This is a genomic window from Vibrio sp. Scap24 (genome assembly GCF_013394185.1).
Lineage (GTDB): Bacteria > Pseudomonadota > Gammaproteobacteria > Enterobacterales > Vibrionaceae > Vibrio > Vibrio pomeroyi.
The window spans coordinates 2747022-2762244 of the sequence record NZ_CP041332.1 but is presented as its reverse complement, the minus strand read 5'-3'; the positions used below and the strand labels follow the sequence as shown (position 1 = coordinate 2762244).

17 protein-coding genes are annotated in these 15223 nt (G+C 44.6%); 5 read left to right on the top strand and 12 right to left on the bottom strand.

All coding sequences use genetic code 11. The annotated features are described in order from the left end of the window. Positions 1 to 75: 75 nt before the first annotated feature. The 5 genes from FLM53_RS12355 (at position 76) to FLM53_RS12335 (ending at position 5806) form a co-directional block, all read left to right on the top strand. Positions 76 to 624 (top strand): sigma-70 family RNA polymerase sigma factor, encoded by a 549-nt coding sequence (locus tag FLM53_RS12355; protein WP_176681975.1) that lies wholly within the window; start codon positions 76 to 78, stop codon positions 622 to 624. Further along, positions 617 to 1345, top strand: a complete 729-nt coding sequence (locus FLM53_RS12350) for a DUF3379 domain-containing protein (RefSeq protein ID WP_176681790.1) — start codon at positions 617 to 619, stop codon at positions 1343 to 1345. The genes FLM53_RS12355 and FLM53_RS12350 overlap by 8 nt, the downstream gene beginning before the upstream one ends. Positions 1346 to 1642: 297 nt before the next feature. Next, complete coding sequence (locus FLM53_RS12345) at positions 1643 to 2905, top strand: outer membrane protein transport protein (RefSeq protein WP_081230574.1); 1263 nt, start codon at positions 1643 to 1645, stop codon at positions 2903 to 2905. Between the two features lie 147 nt (positions 2906 to 3052). Beyond that, positions 3053 to 4246, top strand: a complete 1194-nt coding sequence (locus FLM53_RS12340; RefSeq protein ID WP_178992104.1) for an ISL3 family transposase — start codon at positions 3053 to 3055, stop codon at positions 4244 to 4246. Between the two features lie 255 nt (positions 4247 to 4501). Beyond that, complete coding sequence (locus FLM53_RS12335; protein WP_176681792.1) at positions 4502 to 5806, top strand: outer membrane protein transport protein; 1305 nt, start codon at positions 4502 to 4504, stop codon at positions 5804 to 5806. A gap of 96 nt (positions 5807 to 5902) precedes the next feature. Here the strand turns inward: FLM53_RS12335 and FLM53_RS12330 are convergent, their stop codons facing one another. From FLM53_RS12330 to FLM53_RS12275, 12 genes are all read right to left on the bottom strand, one after another. Then, positions 5903 to 6688 (bottom strand): VacJ family lipoprotein, encoded by a 786-nt coding sequence (locus tag FLM53_RS12330; RefSeq protein ID WP_123301859.1) that lies wholly within the window; start codon positions 6686 to 6688, stop codon positions 5903 to 5905. Positions 6689 to 6812: 124 nt separating this feature from the next. Then, positions 6813 to 8033 carry a c-type cytochrome biogenesis protein CcmI gene (ccmI, locus tag FLM53_RS12325; RefSeq protein WP_176681793.1) on the bottom strand — a complete coding sequence of 407 codons (1221 nt, stop codon included), beginning with the start codon at positions 8031 to 8033 and terminating at the stop codon, positions 6813 to 6815. Then, on the bottom strand, positions 8033 to 8524 hold the full coding sequence (locus tag FLM53_RS12320) for a cytochrome c-type biogenesis protein (RefSeq protein ID WP_132762565.1): 492 nt from the start codon (positions 8522 to 8524) through the stop codon (positions 8033 to 8035). The genes ccmI and FLM53_RS12320 overlap by 1 nt, the downstream gene beginning before the upstream one ends. Then, positions 8521 to 9072: a DsbE family thiol:disulfide interchange protein gene (locus FLM53_RS12315; protein ID WP_017631754.1), complete on the bottom strand. Its 552-nt coding sequence runs from the start codon at positions 9070 to 9072 to the stop codon at positions 8521 to 8523. The genes FLM53_RS12320 and FLM53_RS12315 overlap by 4 nt, the downstream gene beginning before the upstream one ends. A gap of 5 nt (positions 9073 to 9077) precedes the next feature. After that, the gene (locus FLM53_RS12310; protein WP_017631755.1) at positions 9078 to 11048 is read right to left on the bottom strand and encodes a heme lyase CcmF/NrfE family subunit; all 1971 of its coding nucleotides are present in this window, start codon (positions 11046 to 11048) and stop codon (positions 9078 to 9080) included. Beyond that, positions 11045 to 11527, bottom strand: a complete 483-nt coding sequence (gene ccmE / locus FLM53_RS12305; RefSeq protein ID WP_017060655.1) for a cytochrome c maturation protein CcmE — start codon at positions 11525 to 11527, stop codon at positions 11045 to 11047. The genes FLM53_RS12310 and ccmE overlap by 4 nt, the downstream gene beginning before the upstream one ends. Beyond that, positions 11524 to 11730, bottom strand: a complete 207-nt coding sequence (gene ccmD / locus FLM53_RS12300; protein WP_009848525.1) for a heme exporter protein CcmD — start codon at positions 11728 to 11730, stop codon at positions 11524 to 11526. Before ccmD ends, ccmE begins: the two co-directional genes overlap by 4 nt. Positions 11731 to 11744: 14 nt before the next feature. Continuing rightward, on the bottom strand, positions 11745 to 12485 hold the full coding sequence (locus tag FLM53_RS12295; RefSeq protein ID WP_176681794.1) for a heme ABC transporter permease: 741 nt from the start codon (positions 12483 to 12485) through the stop codon (positions 11745 to 11747). Between the two features lie 147 nt (positions 12486 to 12632). Then, entirely contained in the window at positions 12633 to 13301 is a 669-nt protein-coding gene (gene ccmB / locus FLM53_RS12290) for a heme exporter protein CcmB (RefSeq protein WP_004736228.1), read from the bottom strand. Between the two features lies 1 nt (position 13302). Beyond that, positions 13303 to 13920 (bottom strand): cytochrome c biogenesis heme-transporting ATPase CcmA, encoded by a 618-nt coding sequence (gene ccmA / locus FLM53_RS12285; RefSeq protein WP_176681795.1) that lies wholly within the window; start codon positions 13918 to 13920, stop codon positions 13303 to 13305. A gap of 278 nt (positions 13921 to 14198) precedes the next feature. Then, positions 14199 to 14711 carry a DUF2802 domain-containing protein gene (locus tag FLM53_RS12280; RefSeq protein ID WP_176681796.1) on the bottom strand — a complete coding sequence of 171 codons (513 nt, stop codon included), beginning with the start codon at positions 14709 to 14711 and terminating at the stop codon, positions 14199 to 14201. Continuing rightward, positions 14711 to 15205: a chemotaxis protein CheW gene (locus FLM53_RS12275; RefSeq protein ID WP_004739873.1), complete on the bottom strand. Its 495-nt coding sequence runs from the start codon at positions 15203 to 15205 to the stop codon at positions 14711 to 14713. Before FLM53_RS12275 ends, FLM53_RS12280 begins: the two co-directional genes overlap by 1 nt. Positions 15206 to 15223: the final 18 nt, after the last annotated feature.

Sequence of the window (15223 nt, the reverse complement as noted above, 5' to 3'; positions counted from 1 at the left end):
ATAAAAACGAAGCACAACGTATAGAAGACAGCTATACGCAGAGCAATTATGGAGGCTCGTGTGTCAATAATAAAAATGTTTGGAAAGAAAACAGCCAAGCGTCCGGTCAACTCTGATATGGACAAACAAAGAAAATACGAAGCACTCGTGCGTGCCTATCATCGTGACCTCTTTCGCTACGCCTATTGGTTATGCAAAGACAAAAGCATTGCCGAAGACTTAGTTCAAGAAACTTGCCTTCGTGCATGGAAGTCACTTGATAGCCTTCAAGATGAAAAAGCCGCTAAATCTTGGCTGATTACCATCTTGAGGCGCGAGAACGCTCGACGTTTTGAACGCAAACAGTTTGATCTGGTTGATATAGACGATCATGGTAACGATGCTAGTGTCAGTGATGACCCGCACCATCAGCATCAGTGGTTGCAAGCCCAGATCATGAAACTTGAAGTTGATTACCGTGAACCTCTCTTCTTGCAAGTGATTGGTGGTTTTAGTGGTGATGAGATTGCCGATATTCTCGATCTCAACAAAAACACGGTGATGACACGTTTATTCAGAGCTCGAAATCAGTTGAAAGAGCTGTTGGATACAGAAGAGGCAGAGAGGGGGCAACATAATGGATGATTTGGAATTTCGTCGTCGTGTATTGTCGGAACCTAAACAACGTACACAAGATATTGTTGATGCGGCCGCGAATAGCGAAGTCAATAGTAACTTCTTAGACGATGTACTAACGCTTGATAAACAGATCCACTCTGCGATGAATGTGGATGTGCCAGACGATCTTGCTGATCGTATTCTGTTCAATCAGACCTCAAGCGAAGAAAGCAAAGTAGTAAGGCCTACGTTTGCGAGACGAGCAATGGCAATGGCTGCCTCGGTGGCGTTTGTTGCTGGTTTATTAGTTGGCCAAGTGAATTGGGGAAATGCATTCGTTTCACCTGCACAAGCTAGTTTAGTTGATACGGCGATGAAGCATGTTGTTGATGAGAAGAGCTTTGTTAGTAACATCGATGAACAGGTCACATCGCAGCAGATCAACGCAAAAATGAATCCATTTGCTTTTCAGTTTGATGACGCTTTCCCTTACCACGTTTATTACCTAAACCACTGTGGCTTTGGTAAATCCAACGCAGTACATATGGTCTTCCAAGGCGTAAAAGGCAAAGTAACACTGTTTTTAACTGGTATTCCGACAGACAAACCTATCGACTTTGATGAAAAAGGCATGTCCGGCTCGGTAACACCCGTCGATGGTAGCAGCTTAATCCTTGTGGGTGAAAATGGTGAGGATGTTTCCAAAATCGCCGAAAAGCTGACAAAAATGATCAAACCGATGAGCTAATTCGCTCTTAAAGCCCCGTAACAAAAGGCCCAGCAATTATATTACTGATATTGCTGGGCTTTATTTATAAACAAACCGGAAAACCATTCACCCCATCAATATCTCTAGAGTTAAAACTCTAAAAAACAGCATTTCGCACCATTTCCATGCCAGATAGGCGTCATTTCCATAATTTTCCACTCAAAATTTCCAATGGTCGGATTTGTATATCGTATACTTGCGAATAGGATCAGCCACCATTGAGCAATTGCTCAAATTAATCGCCCTGTAGAGGCGGATATATAAAGGAATAAATGAATGACTACCAACAACACGCGTCTGTTTAAAAAGTCTCTTTTAGCAGTAACAATTACACTGGCGTCTTCGCAAGCGATGGCAGCAGGTTTCCAACTTAACGCACAATCAGCTACCGGCATCGGCCGTGCTTTCGCTGGTGATGCAGTAATCGCAGATAACGCGTCAGTAATGGCACGTAACCCTGCAGCAATGGCACTATTTGACAAAACTGAGCTATCTCTTGGTTTTGAAACAATCACTTCAATGATTGAAGTAAAAGATGCTAGTTATACAACGCAAGCAGGAACTCTTCCTGTAGATAGTGTTGATGATGTAGGCGACACTTCTGTAGCTCCAAATATTCACCTCATTGTTCCTGTTAATGAAAAGTTTGCTTGGGGTGTGAACGCTTACTCTAACTTCGGTACTAAAACTGAATTTTCAGATGATTACCTAGCTAGTGAATATGGCGGTTTAACAGATGTAATGAGCATCAACTTTGGTCTAGCGGGTTCATACCGTCTGAACGACCAATGGAGTTTCGGTGCGGGTCTAGACCTGATTTATGGTGAAGGCACAATGAAACGTACAGCTGGTATCGGTTTTGGCCAAGCTGCTGGTACAAGCCTACTTGACGTAGACGGTGCAACTGGTTGGGCTGTGGGCTTCAATGTAGGTACAGTTTACGAGCTAGACGAAAATAACCGCTTTGGTTTCTCATACCGCTATAGCCCAGAGTTCACAGCTGAAGACGATAACGGTCAGGAAATCACTCTTCCTCTACCAGATATGGCTGAATTCTCTGGCTTCCATAAAATCGAAGATACTAAGTTCGCAGTTCACTACTCTGTACAGTGGATTGGTTGGAGTGCATTTGACTCAATTGATTTTGAGAACCTAGACCCTACGCAATCAACATTAGCGTACGCGTTGAGTGGTGGTACTGGCGCATACCAAAAAGACTACAAATGGCAAGATGGTTGGCACTACGCTATTGGTGGTACTTACTACCTAAACACTGATTGGACTCTTCGTGCTGGTTATATGTACGACACAAGTGCACAAGACTCACTAACTTCTATCTCAGTTCCAGACTCAGATCGTCAGTGGTTCTCTGCTGGTTTCACATACCACATTAATACAGACTCTAACGTAGACTTTGGTTTCACTTACCTACTAGGCGATGACACTAAAGTTGAAGAAAGTTTAGGTGCGACATCTGTTAGCGCAACTACACACGCTGACGCAATCCTACTAGGTCTACAATACAGCCGTAGCTTCTAATATAAGCTAGGTTATAAATATCCAAAGGGTCGCTTTATGCGACCCTTTTTTATGGTTCATCGCGGATTAGCGGGAACTAAAAACAAAACGGTAGTAAGTGATATGGTTTAGTCGCCAAACAAAAATCATACACAAACTACCGTTTTCATGCCGAATCATACTTTCCTATCTTCATTCTGGGAAGGCTTTAAAATAGTAAAGTCTCACCAGACAGCATCACTTATTACCCTGACTCTTAAACCTAACTCTGAGGCTAAATGCCTTTGCGGTCTTGAAGCCGAGGCTATCCATGAGTATCAATGGCGTCATGTGAAAGAGGCGATGTTGTTCAGTGTTCCTGTTGAACTTTCCGTTCAAACTCGAAGGATTAAGTGTCGTGACTGCGGCATAAAAACAGAGTCTCTATCTTGGTTGGAGCCTTATGCTCGTATAACAAAACGCCTAAAAAGCTATATAGAACAATTACTGCCTCTTCTTCCAATTAAGCATATCTCCCAGTTAACGAGCGTTCATTGGCACACCATTAAAGAGATAGATAAACGTCGACTTCGCCAAGTTGTACCTTCGGTGAAATGGGAGGAGTTAACGCAACTCGTCATGGACGAGTTCGCCATCTTTAAAGGGCACCGATATGCCACAGTCATCGCTGATGCTAAGACTCACCAAGTCATTTGGATAGGGTTAGGCCGTAGCCGCAAGGACATACGACCGTTCTTCGAGCAGTTAGGCAAGCATGGCAACAATATCGAAGCGGTCGCGATGGACATGAATACGGCTTTTGACCTTGAAGTTCAAGCGCACTGCCCGAACGCAAAAATCGTTTACGACTTATTCCATGTTGTGGCTAAGTTCGGTCGTGAGGTGATGGATAGAGTCAGAGTCGACCAAGCCAACAAACTCAAGCAAGATAAAAAAACGAGGCAATGGGTCAAGCGCTCACGCTGGGTATTGTTGAAAAATAGAAGCAACTTAAATCCACGGCAAGATAGCTACCTTACCGAAATATTGAACATCAATAAGGACTTAATGACCACTTATATACTCGGCTCACAACTCAAAGAGCTTTGGTATTGTGAATCAGAAGCACATGCTAAGGGGCTCTGGGAGGTATGGTGGGCACAAGTGCAAGAGAGTGGAGTTAAGCCATTGAAAGAGTTCGCACGAAAACTGAGGCCTTATCTTCACGGTATTATTGCATCGGCAATTTATCCGCTCAACACCTGCACATTGGAAGGGATAAACAACAAAATAAAGTTAATCAAGCGAATGGGGTATGGGTATCGAGATACAGACTACTTCTTCTTGAAGATAAAAGCGGCTTTCCCCGGAAAGCCGCGATGAACCTTTTTTATTGCCTAAACCACTGACCAATCTCAATTTAAGCTTACAGCTGTAGCCTGCAAGGTCAATATATGACTACAAGTGTACGCTCAAATTTCGCAACACAGCCGAAACATTCAGACTATTTACCTAATAATTAGCCACAATTACTCATTAAATCCCTAAAACACTATTTTATTCGAATTTCGTTTTTAAAGTAATGACTCTAAAAGTAGAATCACGCCACTAAATACTTATGATTCAGCGAACATAATAATGAAAATGAATAAGACACTTCTATCTGCTGCAGTGGCAGTTGGACTATTTTCGACTTCTACCGTAACTCAAGCGGCAGGTTTTCAACTAGCAGAATACTCGGCAACAGGTCTTGGCCGTGCATACGCTGGTGAAGCAGCAATGGCTGACGGGGCGGACGCACAATGGCGTAACCCAGCAATGTTGACTTACCTAGAAGGTACTCAGGTTTCTGTTGGCGCTATCTATGTTGATCCAAACATTGATATCGACGGTACTTCTACGTCTATGGTGGGCAAAACGACTTCATCAAATTCTAGTGATTTTGCACACAGTGCAGTTATTCCAAACTTTTATGTTTCTCATAAGTACAACGAAAAATTTGCTTTAGGTTTCGCTGCCGGTACTAACTACGGCATGGAAACAGATCTAGGTAAAGACTTTGGTGGCGCAAACCATGGTAACGAAGCAAGCGTTACCACAATGGAGCTGAACCTAAACGCTGCATACCAAGTACTTGAAAGCGTATCTATCGGTGGTGGTATTCGTTACATTATGGCTGAAGGTAGCTTTGGTGCTGTATCTACTGCGAACTCTCTAGTTCCATTGCAACCAGGTACTGCTCTAAAGTACATGGAAGGTGATGACACAGCGTGGGGCTGGCAAGTTGGTACAGCTTGGCAAATCAATGAAAATAACCGCTTAGGCTTTACCTACAAATCAGAAGTAGACCTAACGCTTGAAGGCCATGCTAACGGTGTCGCTTTTGATGCTGTTGCTGGTGCTTTAGGCTCTCCAGTGAAGTCAAAATACAACGGCTCAATGGAACTAGCATTACCAGCTACTGCCGAACTTGCAAGCTTCCATCAACTATCAGATAAAGTCGCTGTGCATGCGAGCGTGAACTGGACTAACTGGAGCAGCTTTGAAGAACTAGTAGCTGATATCCCTGAATTTGGTCCTGCGCGAACTCAAGATATCAAGCAAGAAAACTGGGAAGACAACTACCGCTTTGCTGTAGGTACTACTTACCAAATGACACCTAAGCTTGCTCTACGTTCTGGTATCGCATACGACACATCTGCAGTAAGCGAAAAGCACCGCACGGCAACTATTCCTGAGACTGACCGTACTTGGTTGAGTATTGGTGCTGGTTACCAGTGGTCTGAGCAACTTACACTAGATGCAGGCTTTACTTACATCCTAGCGAAAGACGCAAAAATGGTTGAAGATGACGCAAGTTCTGCACCATTTGGTGGTGACTTCGAAGGTGAAGTAACAGGTAGCATCTGGCTAGTAGGTATCCAAGCAAACTACCGCTTCTAATCTGTTTGACTTAATTTAAAGTCATAAGCATTAAAAAGGCTCGATGTTGTTTTCAACATCGAGCCTTTCTTTTACCTGTTATTCAGGAGCTTCTATTTAGTAATCTTCTAAATAGCCATCAATGAAGTCTTCTTCATCAAGATCAACCTCCTCAGGTTCAATCTCCGCTTTAAAGTCACGACGTTGAATATAAACATCACGCGTTAAAGCGTATGGATCTGGAGAGTCATCTAACAAGGCTTCTTGCGATACTAGCTGAGCTCGAGTTTCCATTCCCTCAAATGCCCACTTGCCTAGGCTCGCCCAGAAGTTCAAGAAAGACAAAGGTACATACAAACCGTCAACGGTTTCAGTTACTTCACGCGTGGTTAGTGGGCCATAACCCGGCACCATGAAGTACGGTCCGTTCCCTACTCCATAATGACCAATCGCATCAGAGAATGACTTGTCATCGTATTTGGTGATCCCTGCTTCGCTGGCAATATCGATCAAGCCTAACAGACCAAAAGTCGAGTTAATCCAAAAGCGGTTAAAGTGGTCGAGTGCTTTCTCACCATTGCCCATAATGAGATTATTCACCATGCTTGATGGCTCGTCTAAGTTGGCTAGAAAATTGGAGATACCAGAACGAACCGGTACAGGGGTGTAGTCAACATAAGCGAGAGAAACAGGACGAACTAAGTAAGGGTCTAGATATTCGTAGTTGATATCCCACATCGCTCGGTTGAAGCCTTCAAAAGGATCATTTGGGTGGGACTCTTCGACGTATTCCGAGGTTTCGAGATTATCATCGTTAACGCTCTCATCTGGTGCGCTAGAGCAACCCACCGTTAAGCTTGCGATAAAGAGTAAACTCGAGAGTCTTAAAACACTGATAGACATATCACCTTTTCCATAAGGAATTCAAATAATAAAAAAGGCCAGCAATCGCTGGCCTCAATTGTTTGGCTAAGTCTATACCGTTTATCAACAAATCGGAATAGCTAACACCTATGCAAAGTGATGATTAATATTGCTTATTGATATCAATGGTCACTGGAGCCCCCAGTTCAACCACTTCACTTTCACCGTACCAATCACCATCGCGAGTTGAAACGTTACCATCTGTATCAAGCCTAGCTCTAACCATCAGAGTTTCAAGGCTAGACAGCTTCTGGCCTTCCATCATGCTGTTGCCATCATCAAGCACAACGGTACGAGGGAAAGTACCCAATGGGTAACGAGCCGCAGCAACAGGCATTGGTGAGCCATCGGCTCTGTGTACTGAAACAACCAACACTGAGTTTGGATCCGCGTTCACATCACCAGATAACTCAAGCGTTACTGCAACAGTCTTACCTTGGTCAACACCCATGGCATTGCCCATTTTTTGCTGAGCACTTTCAATACTGCGTGAAAGCATTTCGTAACGACTGTCTTGAGGACCAATCATCTGTTGCATGATGCTCCAGTACTTCACAGCACCTGGGTAATCTTGACGCTCAAATGCATCGAATGCTAGTAACGAGAACACACGAAGGTCAACGTAATCGTTTTGAATCAAACGGCTCAGAAGCAGACGAGCTTGGTTTTGGTCTGCTTCATCAGGAGAAAGCATCAGTGCCTGTGCGAAACCTAACTGAACATCTTCATTCTTAGGCTCAAGCTTGTACGCTCGTTCCATGGAATCTTTTGCTGTTTCAGCGTCGCGGTTAGCCAAAGCAATACGACCAAGCAGCAACCAACCTGTAGAATCTTCCGGTTGATAATGCAGACGAGTTCGAAGTGCTAGCGTCAAATCTTCAAGTTCATCATCCGTTAGCGCGCCACCTTCTGATGACATTAGCTTTTTAGACAATTCAGGCAGGTTCGAGCTCACTTCTTGCCAGTGTTGAACTTTGTCCAATGCACCGAACTTAAAGTACATACCATAAGTCACAACAACGACAAGAATGATCGACGGTACAACTACACCAACTGTTGAGATGTGAGTCTTCTTCATCTCTTCTTGCGTAGGAACATCATCAAGCAGAGATTGTTTCAAATCAGCGATCAGCTCTTGCTGGTTATCAACAAGGCCTTCTTCTGCTTCTACTTCTAGCTCAACTAGACGATCTTTATAGAATGCTTTGTTCAACTCGTCGCGAAGCATTTCATCGTTGTTCGCCTTCTTATTAATGAAGGGCAGAACAATTAAGAAAATTGCCGCTAGCGAAAGGATAATGGTAGAAATCCAAAATAGAGTCATTACTGTTTGTCTCCGTCGTTCTCTTCATCGAGTAACGCTTTTAAACGTGCTTCTTTGTCTGCATCCCAGTCTTTATCTGACTCTACTGCCGCTTTCGATTTTGACTTTCTGCTGCGTAAGATGATCAAACCAAATCCAAACACAACCACAGCAAATGGACCAACCCAAAGGATTGAAGTTGCTAGTGTCAGCGGTGGATTGTAAGTAACGAAGTTACCGTAGCGAGCGATCATGTAATCAATGATGTCTTGCTTCGACTTACCGTCCTTTGTCATCTCGTACACTTTTTGGCGTAGATCGACCGCCAATTCAGCGTTCGAATCACCAATGGTGTTGTTCTGACATTTAGGACAACGAAGCGTGTTGCTCAACTCTTTGAACTGCTGCTCTTGGTCGACGTTATCAAATTCATGGAACTCGATAGGTGCAGCAGAAACTGTCGCTGAAATCGCAAACGTTGCAAATAGAGTAATCAGTGCCTTCTTAATCATTTCGCTTCCTCCAACAAGTCTTGATACATCGGCTCAAGCGTCGATGCCCAGTTGGTTGGATTCACGTCGCCCACATGACGGTAACGAACGACGCCGTTAGCATCAATTAGGAAAGTCTCAGGAGCGCCGTACACACCAAGGTCTAGACCTAACATACCGTTACCATCAAAAAGACTGATTAGATACGGGTTGCCTAGCTCATTTAACCAACCAACCGCTTTGTTGCGATCATCTTTGTAGTTAAGACCAATAATCTTAACGCCTTGATCAGCGAGCTTGTTCAGGTAAGAGTGCTCTGCATAACAAGTCGGACACCAAGTCGCCCACACGTTAAGAAGCAGCGGCTCACCTTTAAAGATCGCTTGGTCATGCAGCTTACCTGGTTGCTCTAGATCTTCTAGGTCAAACTCAGGGACAGGCTTACCAATCAACACGGATTCAAGCTTAGTCGGGTCATCGCCCGACTGGTTGCGCATTAATTGCGTTGCAAAGATTCCAGCTAGAACCATGAACGCAATCAAAGGAATGAATAAAATCTTCTTGTTCATTCGAATTAAGCCTCCTGCTCTTGAGCCGACTTTTTGGTTGGCTTACGGAAACGGTAACGACGGTCACTGATAGCAATAGCACCACCAATCGACATAATCAAAGAACCAGCCCAGATCCAACGTACAAACGGTTTGTAGTAGATACGAACAGCCCAAGACTTGTTGTCGTCCAAACGTTCACCCATTGCTATGTATAGGTCACGTGTTACGCCACGGTCAATCGCCGCTTCTGTCATCATAGACTTAGCAGTAGTGTAGAAACGTTTTTCCGCGTGAAGCGTGTTGATGTACTTACCTTCTTTAGTAATTTCAAAGTCAGCAATGTAGCCATCGTAGTTTGGACCATCTTTGTCACGAACGCCGGTGAACAGGAAGCTGTACTCTTCAAGCTGGTAGCTTTCGCCAGGTGCTAGACGAACATCACGTTCGATGCTGTAGTTTTGCACCATTGCGATACCAATCACTGTTACCGCTAAACCGATGTGACCACACACCATCGCCCAGTGGCTGCGAGGTAGCTTAGTTAAACCTTTCATAAACGTATGACGGTGAGTCGCACGCTCATGCAGTTCAAAACCGTGCATGAAGATGATCCAGAATGCCATTACCCAACCAGCAAACGCAGTACCACTGAAGCGGTCAGCCAATAGAGCAACCATTAGCGCACTCAAGCCAAGTGAGAATGCACCTGAAATCAGCATTGGTTTAACAAGCTTAGACAGGTTGTCACGTTTCCAGCGGATCAGAGGACCGATACCAAGCAGGAACGAGAAAGGAATCATCAACCAGAAGAACAACATGTCAAAGAATGGAGCACCGATAGATACCGAGCCCAAGCCTAACTGTTTGTGAACTAGAGGTAATAACGTGCCTACTAACACAACCACTAGAGCTGCAATCAATAAGATGTTGTTACCAAGCAGCGCGTTTTCACGAGAAACCAGGTCGAAGTTACCACGCACACGAACCGATGCGCCTTTAACAGCAAACAACAGCAGTGAACCACCAATAACGAAGACTAGGAAGCCAAGGATAAACATACCGCGAGCAGGATCCGACGCAAACGCGTGAACCGATACCAAGATGCCCGAACGAACTAAGAATGTACCTAATAAGCTTAGCGAGAATGCAGAGATAGCCAGCAATACTGTCCAAGCTTTAAATGTGCCACGCTTTTCGGTTACCGCAAGTGAGTGCATTAATGCAGTACCTGCCAACCAAGGCATGAATGAAGCGTTTTCTACTGGATCCCAGAACCACCAGCCACCCCAGCCAAGTTCGTAGTAAGCCCACCAAGAACCTAGTGCGATACCTACAGTTAGGAATAACCAAGCAGCGATTGTCCAAGGACGAGACCAACGAGCCCATGCCGTATCTAAACGACCGCTCATTAGAGAAGCGATCGCAAAAGAGAACGCTACCGAGAAACCTACATAACCCATGTAAAGCATTGGCGGGTGAATGATCAAGCCCGGGTCTTGCAATAGAGGGTTCAAGTCACGGCCATCAACAGGGAAGAAAGGCAGTGTACGTAGGAACGGGTTAGACGTTACGATAATGAACAGCAAGAAGCCGACAGTAATCAAACCCATGATAGCCAATACGCGAGCCACAGACTCTTGAGGCATGCCACGGCTAAACGTCGCAACAGCAACCGTCCAACCCGCTTGGATTAGAACCCAAAGCAGCAATGAGCCTTCGTGAGCGCCCCAAACCGCAGTAATTCTGTAGTACCAAGGCAGTTGGCTATTCGAGTTACTTGCTACGTATTGAATCGTAAAATCATTTGTGTAAAACGCGTAACACAAGATAAAGAACGAAATCGCTAAGAATCCGAACATACCCCACGACAACGGTCGTGCGCTGTTCATCAATAATGTGTTATTTCGAGCGGCTCCATACAATGGGAGCACGCTGAGCAGCAATGCTAATCCCAAGGATAGGATCATCGCAAAATGGCCGATCTCGGCTATCATTGAGCATTTCCTTCTTTTTGTTCAGTCGTGTATTGCAAAGGCTCATGGGTTTTCTTCATTGCTTCCGCAACTTCAGAAGGCATGTACTCTTCATCGTGCTTTGCCAACACCTCAAACGCTTCGATTGTCGTTGCATTTTTAAGCACACCCTGAGCAACAATACCTTGGCCTTCACGGAAAAGATCAGGAAGGATACCATCGTATAGAATTGTTACTTTAGGGCCTACATCCGCCAAATCGAAGCTTACACGTAGTGATTCATTGTCACGGCTTACAGAGCCGACTACGACCATGCCACCAATACGTAGGCGTTGACCAACTTCAGGCTTTTTACCATCTTTGCCGTTAACCAGCTCAGTTGGCGTGTAGAACAGATCCATGTTCTGGTTAAGTGCATAAACCATCAATCCAACAGTCGCACTGATACCAAAAAAGATCGCTAAGACAATGCCCAGCCTCTTTTTGCGTCTTGGGTTCATAGAGTGTTCTCCATATTTTTTGCTGCATCGATACGAGCTTGACGATCAATCTTAGCTTGTACTTCATTTAGTAATTGCTTACCACGACGAACGCTTACCACCAGTAAGATGATCATCGCGAGGAATGTGATTCCAAATGCACTCCATACATATGAGGCGTAGCCCCCCATGGCAAAGAAATCACTCAAAGATTCAAAATACATAATTACCTACCCTACTACGCTTTTTCGGCCGCAAGTTTGCGGACCCATGGACGGTGACTCTCTTTACTGATGATTTCGTTACGGAAACGAACCATAGTCACAGCACCAAAGAAAAAGGCGAAGCCGAAGATGTTAAGAAGAAGCGGCCATAGCATGTCACTTGAAATAGAAGGCTTGTCGAATTTAGTGATCGTCGCGCCTTGGTGAAGTGTATTCCACCACTCTACTGAAAAGTGAATGATAGGTAGGTTGATAACACCAACAATTGCCAAAATGCCCGCTGCTTTAGCGGCTGTTTTTTGGTCATCAAACGCGTGATGAAGTGCAATCACACCCAAGTATAGGAATAGAAGAATCAGCTCTGAGGTTAAACGTGCATCCCAAACCCACCAAGCACCCCACATTGGTTTACCCCAAACCGCACCCGTTAATAGTGCAATGAAGGTAAATACAGCACCAATCGGTGCCATCGCCAGTGCAGCCATATCAGATAGTCTTACCTGCCATACCAAACCGATAAATGCAGCAATCGCCATAGACATGTAAACGCCCATAGACCAGATTGCAGACGGAACATGGATGTAGATGATTCGGAAACTATTACCTTGTTGGTAATCTGAAGGCGCAAATGCAAGCCCCCACACGGTACCGACGGATAGGCACAATAGCGCTAGGATCGAAAACCATGGCAGAAGTTTACCAGCAAGCTGATATGAGGTTTCTGCTTTGGCATAGGGATGGAGCCATTTCCACATGTTGTAATCTCACTCTTACTTCATATTGCTTACAGCTATTAAAGCTATAATTATAATAATTTATTTGTCTTGCTTTCAGTTTTGCTGACTCTATGAGTCCAATCGACACATTTGGTTCACATTAGCTATACGATAACGGAACCCTTATCAGTTCACACTCACTCTAAGTGCGGCACTGATCGCAAAAGGTGTCAGAGTCATCGCACCCATTAACATCGCCCCAAGCACAGCCAACTGCCCATTGTACGCAACGCCCAATGCCGCAGCGTCAATCGCTGACGTCGCGAAAATCAAAATGGGAATGTAAAGCGGCAGAATTAGCAGGCTTAACAGGACTCCGCCCTTCTGTAACCCAACGGTCAACGCAACACCAATCGCACCAATAAAGCTCAATGCGGGTGTACCTACCAGCAAGGTCAACACAACTGAGAGCCATGTATCAAAATCTAATGACAACAAAACAGCCAACAATGGGCTGATTAGAATCAATGGTAACCCGGTCAACAACCAGTGTGCTATGACCTTGGACAATACTACCAACTGCAACGGGATGGGCATGAGCATCATCTGTTCGAGGGCGCCATCTTGAAAATCATCGCGGAAAAGGCGCTCTAAAGAGAGCAATGCAGAAAGTAAAGCAGCCACCCAAACAATACCCGCAGCAATGCGCGCAAGTAGGTTGGGCTCAGGGCCGATACTTAAAGGGAAAAGCGTAATAACAATGATGAAAAACCACAGAGGGTTAAAGATATCCGCTTGGCGTCGGAATGCGATAAGCAACTCACGTCGGATAATCGTGGTCATAGAAGAGATCATATTACTCACCCAACTTTATTTTTCTTAGTTTCGGGCTATCAGCAAACATATCTTGGTGTGTGGTTAATAACACGATGCCACCGTTGTCTGCATGCTGAGAAAAAAGAGATTCGAGAACTTTCACGCCCTGCTTATCAATCGCAGTCAGCGGTTCATCGAGAATCCACAACATTTGTTTGCTCAACCAAAGACGAGCCAACGCCACTCGGCGCTGCTGACCTGCAGAAAGCTGCCCAGCAGGGACATCTTCTCTACCTGCAAGACCTACTTGAGCCAGAGCATGGTAAAGGTCTTCTTTGCTCGAACCACCACTGTGAATCGACTGGTAGAAACTCAGGTTCTCATAGGCACTAAGCTCGCGCTTCACGCCCGTTTGGTGACCAAGAAAAAGCAAATTTTGATGATAAACATCTCGACTCGATTCGATGGGTTCACCATCCCAAGAGATAGTGCCGTCATCGCGATCACCCAGACCAGTGATAATCCTAAGGAGTGTCGTTTTCCCAGTACCGTTACGACCTTCAACCTGAACCAGCTCACCTGGTTTTAATTGAAAAGACAACGATTCAAACAGAACCCTGTCGTCACGAATAGCAGTTAGATTTGAGACTTCTAGCATAGGAAAATTTAGTCGAGTAATGAGAGGGCTATAGTAGCACACCAACATGGTGACAAAACAGGACTAGGCGTTTTCGATAGAACAAACTCCGTAAGAAACTGTTACCACCGCATCACAATTTACACATTTAAATCAACAAACAAGATATTGTCGTAGATACAAGCACTTATAAACATCGTTCTATATACAACAGACAGGCATAAAAAAAGAAGCCGAAGCTTCTTTTAAGAGGAATGCGTGATAAACATCAAGTGCTCGATACGCAATAAGCGCTCAATTTATCGACGTCGAGGTGGGGCTCTGCGATCACGCGAAGACGCAGGTTGTTCATCAAATGATGAAGGATTACTTCTTAGCGAAGGAATTTTCTCTTTGCCAGCGAGCTTATTTTGTAGAGACATCATTAGCTCAGCTTCCGCTTTGGGCAATTCGCACTCTTCGATCAGTTCGTTAATCCCAGCTCCAAGCTGAACCATTTTCGTTGCACGCGTGTACAAACGTCCATCGGTATCCGCATGTTCCAACTCAACAATACGTTCATTCAAGTGCTTGATCAGATCTTGCTGCTCAGTCACTTTCTGACCAAGACCAACCACAACAGAACGCACCTCAAGTAATTGCTTACTCGATTTCTGTAGCTCTTTGTCCAAGTTACGAACTTGAAGACGTGACTGATCAAGCTGCTTTTGAATCGCACGTTTTACTTTGCTAATCAAAATCAGGATGAATAACGTAAAAACCCCGACTCCGGCAATCAGAGTGACAGGGGTTAAAGGAAGCGCTTCAAACATTACAGGTGAGCCATCTCATCCCACTCGTCTTCGCTTAGTAGTTTGTTTAGATCTACTAAGATAAGCAGCTTGCCATCACGGTTGCTTACACCTTGGATGAACTTCGCGCTTTCATCAGTACCAACACTTGGTGTTGTGTCGATTTCAGAAGAACGTAGGTAAACCACTTCAGCAACGCTATCCACTAGAATACCAATCACTTGACGCTCAGATTCAATAACGATGATACGAGTGTTGTCTGTAATCTCACCTTGCATCAAGCCAAAGCGAGAACGAGTGTCGATAACAGTAACAACATTACCACGCAGGTTAATAATACCTAGCACGTAGTCTGGAGCACCCGGTACCGGAGCAATTTCGCTGTAACGTAGTACTTCACGTACTTGCATTACATTGATGCCGTAAGTTTCTTCTTCTAGCTGGAATGTTACCCATTGAAGTACTTCGTCATTAGTTTGATCTTTTCTTACTTCAACTTCACTCATTTGAGACATAGATAATCCTCTTGCCGT

Coding starts and splice junctions, on each gene's coding strand:
- FLM53_RS12355 (WP_176681975.1), top strand. CDS start 76: ATGTTTGGAAAGAAAACAGCCAAGCGTCCGGTCAACTCTGATATGGAC.
- FLM53_RS12350 (WP_176681790.1), top strand. CDS start 617: ATGGATGATTTGGAATTTCGTCGTCGTGTATTGTCGGAACCTAAACAA.
- FLM53_RS12345 (WP_081230574.1), top strand. CDS start 1,643: ATGACTACCAACAACACGCGTCTGTTTAAAAAGTCTCTTTTAGCAGTA.
- FLM53_RS12340 (WP_178992104.1), top strand. CDS start 3,053: ATGCCGAATCATACTTTCCTATCTTCATTCTGGGAAGGCTTTAAAATA.
- FLM53_RS12335 (WP_176681792.1), top strand. CDS start 4,502: ATGAAAATGAATAAGACACTTCTATCTGCTGCAGTGGCAGTTGGACTA.
- FLM53_RS12330 (WP_123301859.1), bottom strand. CDS start 6,688: ATGTCTATCAGTGTTTTAAGACTCTCGAGTTTACTCTTTATCGCAAGC.
- ccmI (WP_176681793.1), bottom strand. CDS start 8,033: ATGACTCTATTTTGGATTTCTACCATTATCCTTTCGCTAGCGGCAATT.
- FLM53_RS12320 (WP_132762565.1), bottom strand. CDS start 8,524: ATGATTAAGAAGGCACTGATTACTCTATTTGCAACGTTTGCGATTTCA.
- FLM53_RS12315 (WP_017631754.1), bottom strand. CDS start 9,072: ATGAACAAGAAGATTTTATTCATTCCTTTGATTGCGTTCATGGTTCTA.
- FLM53_RS12310 (WP_017631755.1), bottom strand. CDS start 11,048: ATGATAGCCGAGATCGGCCATTTTGCGATGATCCTATCCTTGGGATTA.
- ccmE (WP_017060655.1), bottom strand. CDS start 11,527: ATGAACCCAAGACGCAAAAAGAGGCTGGGCATTGTCTTAGCGATCTTT.
- ccmD (WP_009848525.1), bottom strand. CDS start 11,730: ATGTATTTTGAATCTTTGAGTGATTTCTTTGCCATGGGGGGCTACGCC.
- FLM53_RS12295 (WP_176681794.1), bottom strand. CDS start 12,485: ATGTGGAAATGGCTCCATCCCTATGCCAAAGCAGAAACCTCATATCAG.
- ccmB (WP_004736228.1), bottom strand. CDS start 13,301: ATGATCTCTTCTATGACCACGATTATCCGACGTGAGTTGCTTATCGCA.
- ccmA (WP_176681795.1), bottom strand. CDS start 13,920: ATGCTAGAAGTCTCAAATCTAACTGCTATTCGTGACGACAGGGTTCTG.
- FLM53_RS12280 (WP_176681796.1), bottom strand. CDS start 14,711: ATGTTTGAAGCGCTTCCTTTAACCCCTGTCACTCTGATTGCCGGAGTC.
- FLM53_RS12275 (WP_004739873.1), bottom strand. CDS start 15,205: ATGTCTCAAATGAGTGAAGTTGAAGTAAGAAAAGATCAAACTAATGAC.